Source organism: Rhizobacter sp. P2_H2 (assembly GCF_056403375.1).
In genome coordinates, this window is record NZ_JBFUFP010000360.1 from 1 (window position 1) to 4,938 (window position 4,938).

Consider the following 4,938-nt stretch of genomic DNA (forward strand, 5'->3'; position numbering starts at 1 on the left):
GTTCTGCACCAGGTTGTGGATGACCTGCCGCAGCTGCGTCGTGTCACCGATGATCGCCGGCAGGTCGGCCGCGAGGACGGTTCGCAGCTAGCTGCGCGCTCAGCTCGGTGAGGTGGCCCGCGCTCGGCTCGACACCGGGCTTCGGCTCCAGCGTCCCGATCTCGCGCACGCCGAGCCAGCTCCACAGGTAGCCCATGTTCTTGTGGTGCGCGACCACCACCACGCCCTTCAGCGGCAACGCTCGCACCTCCCAGCGCTGCAGCGCCGCGGCCCAGCGGGTGTTGAAGTCCTGCAGGCGCTGCTGATAGGTGGCGGCGTTGGCGGCGTCGAGCTGCGCCAGGCGCGCACCGAGCGCCGCCGCCACCTTCGCGATGTTGCGCGGGTCCTGCTGGATGTGCGGGTTGCCCTGCGCGTGCACGTCGCCGTCGCCGCGGTCCAGCCGCGTCGGCACCTCCAGCGGCGTGACGAAGCGGCCGGCCTCGAACATCGCCGGCGCGCCGGGCGAGAGCTTCGCGTTGCCCGATTGCTGGATCAGCACCGGCAGCCAGCCGATCTCCAGCTCCATGCCGGTGCACACCAGCAGGTCGGCACCGCGCACGCGCGCGATCAGGCTGGGCCGGGCCTCGATGTGATGCGGGTCCTGCAGCGCGGTGGTGGCCGACGACACGTTGAGCTTGTCGCCGCCGAGTTCCTTCGCGAGGGCGGCCCATTCGGGCTCGCAGGCGACGACGTTCAGCGCGGCCTGCGCGTTCGCTGCGAGGCCGGCGAGCGCGGCGAGCAGCAGGGGTTTCAGGAAGGAAGTCATGCGGTGTCCTAGAACGAGTGGGCACCATGGGCACCGAGGCTCATGATGTATTGGAGGAAGAGCTGCCGGTCGGTCACGTCGCCGCGGCTGCGGTCGCTGGCGAGCTGCAGCCGGAAGCGGCTGAATTCCGACAGCGAGTAGTCGGCCATCAGCGTGCTGCGCGTCGGCGTCGCGCGCTGCAGCACCGGCAGGTCGGCGGCGGCCAGCGTGCCGTTGTCGACCAGGCCGATCGCGAGGCTGCCGGCATCGAGCCGGTCGTACCTTGCGCCGACCCGCCACTGCGGCATGAACTGCCAGACGGCCTGCAGGTACCAGCCGCTCTGCGTGCTGCTGAAGCCGCCGATCGCCGCGGCCTGGGCCAGCGTGCCGTCTTCGGTACGGCGGAAGTACTCGCCCTGCAGCTTCAGGTTCTCGCGCGTCGCGTTGCCGCCCGGCGCCCATTTGTAGATCGCGTCCGCCACCCACGTCCTGCTGCGGCCGCTGAACGAGGCGCCGTGGTCGTCGCCGTTCGCGTCGAGGTCGTCGTAGCGCCGGTCCTGCGCGCGCTGGCGCAGGTAGGACAGGCCGGCGCGCCAGCTCGCGCTCTCGCCGAGGTCGTCGCCGACGTGCGCGAACAGCGCGGCCGAGCCGATGCCGTTGCGGCCGGTGTCATTGCCGGGGAAGGTGGCGCCGGAACCGATCTCGGCGCCGAGTTCGACGAAGCGCTCCGTGGGTGCGAGCCAGTGCAGGTGCAGCCCGTCGGTCTTCAGCGGGCCGCCGAAGAAGGCCTGGTAGGCGAGCGGCGCATCGACGAAATCCCAGGCATGCGCATGCTGGCTGTTCAGGTAGCCGATCGACGACAGGAAGCGCCCGCCCTTCAGCGTGGCACCGTCGAACAGGCCCTGGCGCTCGAACACCGCTTCCTCGACGCTGACGCTGTCGTCGCCGGTCAGCGAAAACGTCAGGTGGCCGCTGAAGGTCGGGTCGATGGTCGCGGCGAGCCCGAGTTCGGATTCGCCGAGCTGGAAGCTGCGCTTGCCGGGGCCGACCTCGCCGCCCGAGGGCATGAAGCCCTGGATGCGGTAGCGGGCAGGGTCCTGCGACAGGTTGGCGTAGGTGCCGTTGAGGATCAGCGAGATCGCCGGGTTGAAGGCCGATGCCGACGTGGCCGCGGCAGGGGCTGGCGCGGGGGGCGGTGCTTCGGCAGGCGGGGCGGYCGGCGCCGCCTGCTGCAGTTGTTGCAGCTTCTGCTCCAGCGCCTGCATCCGGGCCTCGTAGGACTGGCGCAGGTCGGCGATGTCTTTCTTCAGCTGCTCGACGTCCGATGCCGGGTCGGCGAGCGCGTTCGGGGGCCAGGCCAGCGCGGCGGCCAGGCCCAGCGAGGAGCCCAGCCCGGCGGCCCAGGTGCGGTGGAGTTGCATGGGGTGCGTCCTGCAGACGGTCTGCGGGTGATCGGGCGCCGGCAGGGCCCAGGAGGCGCGCCGACGGCGAAGACGGATCAGGCGTGCAGCGTCGGCGGGCCGCGGGCGCGGGTGGCGACCGGTGTGGCGCCGTCCCGCGCATCGGGCGGCAAGGGGGCGGCCGGCGGTGGGGTGACGGCGGGCGCCGTCCAGTCGAAGTGCGTCGGCATCGCCGCATCGAGCTGCGCGAACGCGAGGCAGGCGTCGCAGACCTTGTCGGATTGCGTCTGCCGCTCCTTGCCGGCCTGGGCGTGCCCGGGCGCGGGCAGCCCGTGCGACAGCGCATGCGCGAGCCACAGCTGCGGGGTCAGCAGGACCGACCCGACGAGCAGGGCAAGGCGAAGGAAGCGCAGGAGGGCCATCGAGGGTGTCGCGCGAGAGCGCACGCAGCGCCCGGAAAATAGCACACGCCGGCAGGGCGGCGCGCGATTCACGACAATGCCGGGTCGATGCGACGACTTTGCAAAGGACGCTGACCGATGACCGTGCGCGAGATCCTCAAGATGGGCGACCCCCGGTTGCTGCGCATTGCGCCGCCGGTGCCGCGCGAGCAACTGGGCAGCCGCGAGCTGCAGCAGCTGATCGACGACATGTTCGACACGATGCACCATGCCAACGGGGCCGGGCTCGCGGCGCCGCAGATCGGCGTCGACCYGCAGCTCGTGATCTTCGGCTTCAAGAACAACGCCCGCTACCCCGATGCGCCCGCGGTGCCGGAGACGGTGCTGATCAACCCGACGATCGTGCCGCTGTCCGACCTGCGGGAAGAGGGCTGGGAAGGCTGCCTGTCGGTGCCGGGGCTGCGCGGCATGGTGCCGCGCCATGCGCGCATCCGCTACACCGGCCTCGACCCGCAAGGCAACCTGATCGACCGCGAGGCCGAGGGCTTCCATGCCCGCGTCGTGCAGCATGAATGCGATCACCTGATCGGCAAGCTCTATCCCACACGGATCGAGGACTTCAGCAAGTTCGGGTTCACCAGCGTGCTGTTCCCGGACCTGGACCCGAACGACGACGACTGACGGMTTTTCGCCGGCCGTTTGCGAAGAAAGGTTTCTGCGGTCAGCCGCGTCACGGTCTGACACGTTGTGCCCCCTGGAACCTCACCGGTTCCACGCGGTCCCACCGGACCGTGACCATGCAACGTGAGGAGCTCGCCGTGCCGAACAGCACCCGAATCGCTACATCCGCCCGCATGGGCGCCTGGTCTGCACGCTGGCTGGGCTTCGTGGCTGGCCTGATGCTGATGTCCGTGCTGGCGGTGTTCGCGCAGCCCGCGCGGGCCGCCGACGAAGACCCGCCGGGCCGTGTCGGCCGGCTGTCCGAAGTCGACGGCGCCGTCTGGGTCTATGCCCCCGAGAGCGCCGAATGGATCGCCGCGGCGCGCAACCGGCCGGTCACCACCGGCGACCGCCTGTCGACCGAGAAGGATGGCCGCGCCGAGATCCGCATCGGCTCCACCACGCTGCGCATCGCCGCCAACACCGAGGTCGAGGTGCTGCAGCTCGATGACAACCACCTGAGCCTGCAGCTGCTCAGCGGCAGCCTGTCGGCGCGGCTGCGCACCCGCGAATCGGCCAGTGAATTCGGCGTGGCCACCGGCGAAGGGCGCTTTCGCACCGACCGCACCGGCAGCTACCGCTTCGACCGCATCGACGACACCAGCCAGGTCACCGTGGTGAGCGGCCAGGCGCAGTTCGAAGGCGACCGCACCGCGTTGACCGTGGTGCCCAATCAGCGTGCCGAGTTCTGGCGCGACAAGCCCGAGGCGCCGACGCAGTACAGCATCACCGACCCGGTGCGCGACCCGTTCTCCGACTGGGTGGCCTCGCTCGACCAGCGCGACGAGCGCAGCGTCTCGACCCGCTACGTCTCGCCCGAGATGACCGGCGTCGAAGACCTGGACCGCTACGGCCGCTGGGAGCAGAGCCCCGATTACGGTGCGATCTGGATCCCGCGCAACGTGGCACCCGACTGGGCGCCGTACCGCATGGGCCACTGGGCCTGGGTGAACCCGTGGGGCTGGACCTGGGTCGACGACGCGCCCTGGGGCTTCGCACCGTTCCACTACGGCCGCTGGATGTGGCACCGCAACGCCTGGTGCTGGACGCCGGGCACCTACATCGCGCGGCCGGTGTATGCACCGGCGCTGGTGGCGTGGGTGGGCGGGCCGAACCTGAGCCTGTCGATCTCGGTCGGCAACTCGCCGTCGGTCGGCTGGTTCCCGCTCGCGCCGCGCGAGGTCTACGTGCCGGGCTACCGTGTCAGCCCGCGCTACATCCGCAACGTCAACGTGACCCACGTGACCAACATCACCAACGTCACGAACATCATCAACAGCCCAGGTGCGGTGGTGCAGCAGACGAACTACATCAACCGCGGCATGCCGCATGCGGTGACGGTGGTGCCGGCGGTGGTGATGGAGCGCCGCCAGCCGGTGGCGCCGGCGATGACGCGCGTCAACGACCGCGTGCTGCGCGACATGGGGCGCGAACGGCCGCGCGTCGACGCGCCGGTGGCGATGCCGATGCCTGCGCGGGGCGAGGCCGGCGGGCGGCGCGTCGAGGATCCGCGCACCGGGCGCGTCAGCTTCGCGCCGAACCCGCAGCAGCCGGTTCCGCCGCCGCCGGGGCGCCGCGAGAACAACGGCGCCAACCTGGGCAGCACGCTCGTGCCCGGCAACGGCGCAGGCCG

The 4,938-nt window shown here is 71.0% G+C and carries 4 protein-coding genes and 1 pseudogene; 2 read left to right on the top strand and 3 right to left on the bottom strand.

Features of this window, described 5'->3' with window-relative positions:
- Positions 1 to 139 precede the first annotated feature (139 nt).
- From AC1D15_RS17900 to AC1D15_RS17910, 3 genes and pseudogenes are all read right to left on the bottom strand, one after another.
- Positions 140 to 805, bottom strand: a pseudogene (locus AC1D15_RS17900) (metal ABC transporter solute-binding protein, Zn/Mn family); the annotation flags it as partial.
- 8 nt (positions 806 to 813) lie between these two features.
- A complete protein-coding gene (locus AC1D15_RS17905) occupies positions 814 to 2,205 on the bottom strand; it encodes a hypothetical protein (protein WP_477827044.1) in 1,392 nt (463 codons plus the stop codon).
- A 77-nt stretch (positions 2,206 to 2,282) separates the two neighbouring features.
- Complete coding sequence (locus AC1D15_RS17910) at positions 2,283 to 2,606, bottom strand: hypothetical protein (protein ID WP_477827045.1); 324 nt, start codon at positions 2,604 to 2,606, stop codon at positions 2,283 to 2,285.
- A 117-nt stretch (positions 2,607 to 2,723) separates the two neighbouring features.
- On the opposite strand from AC1D15_RS17910, the gene def reads away from it, so the two are divergent.
- Positions 2,724 to 3,266, top strand: a complete 543-nt coding sequence (gene def, locus AC1D15_RS17915) for a peptide deformylase (RefSeq protein WP_477827046.1) — start codon at positions 2,724 to 2,726, stop codon at positions 3,264 to 3,266.
- 116 nt (positions 3,267 to 3,382) lie between these two features.
- Positions 3,383 to 4,938, top strand: a 1,556-nt coding sequence (locus AC1D15_RS17920) for a DUF6600 domain-containing protein (RefSeq protein ID WP_477827047.1), incomplete at its 3' end; no start/stop codon positions are given.

Coding starts and splice junctions, on each gene's coding strand:
- AC1D15_RS17910 (WP_477827045.1), bottom strand. CDS start 2,606: ATGGCCCTCCTGCGCTTCCTTCGCCTTGCCCTGCTCGTCGGGTCGGTC.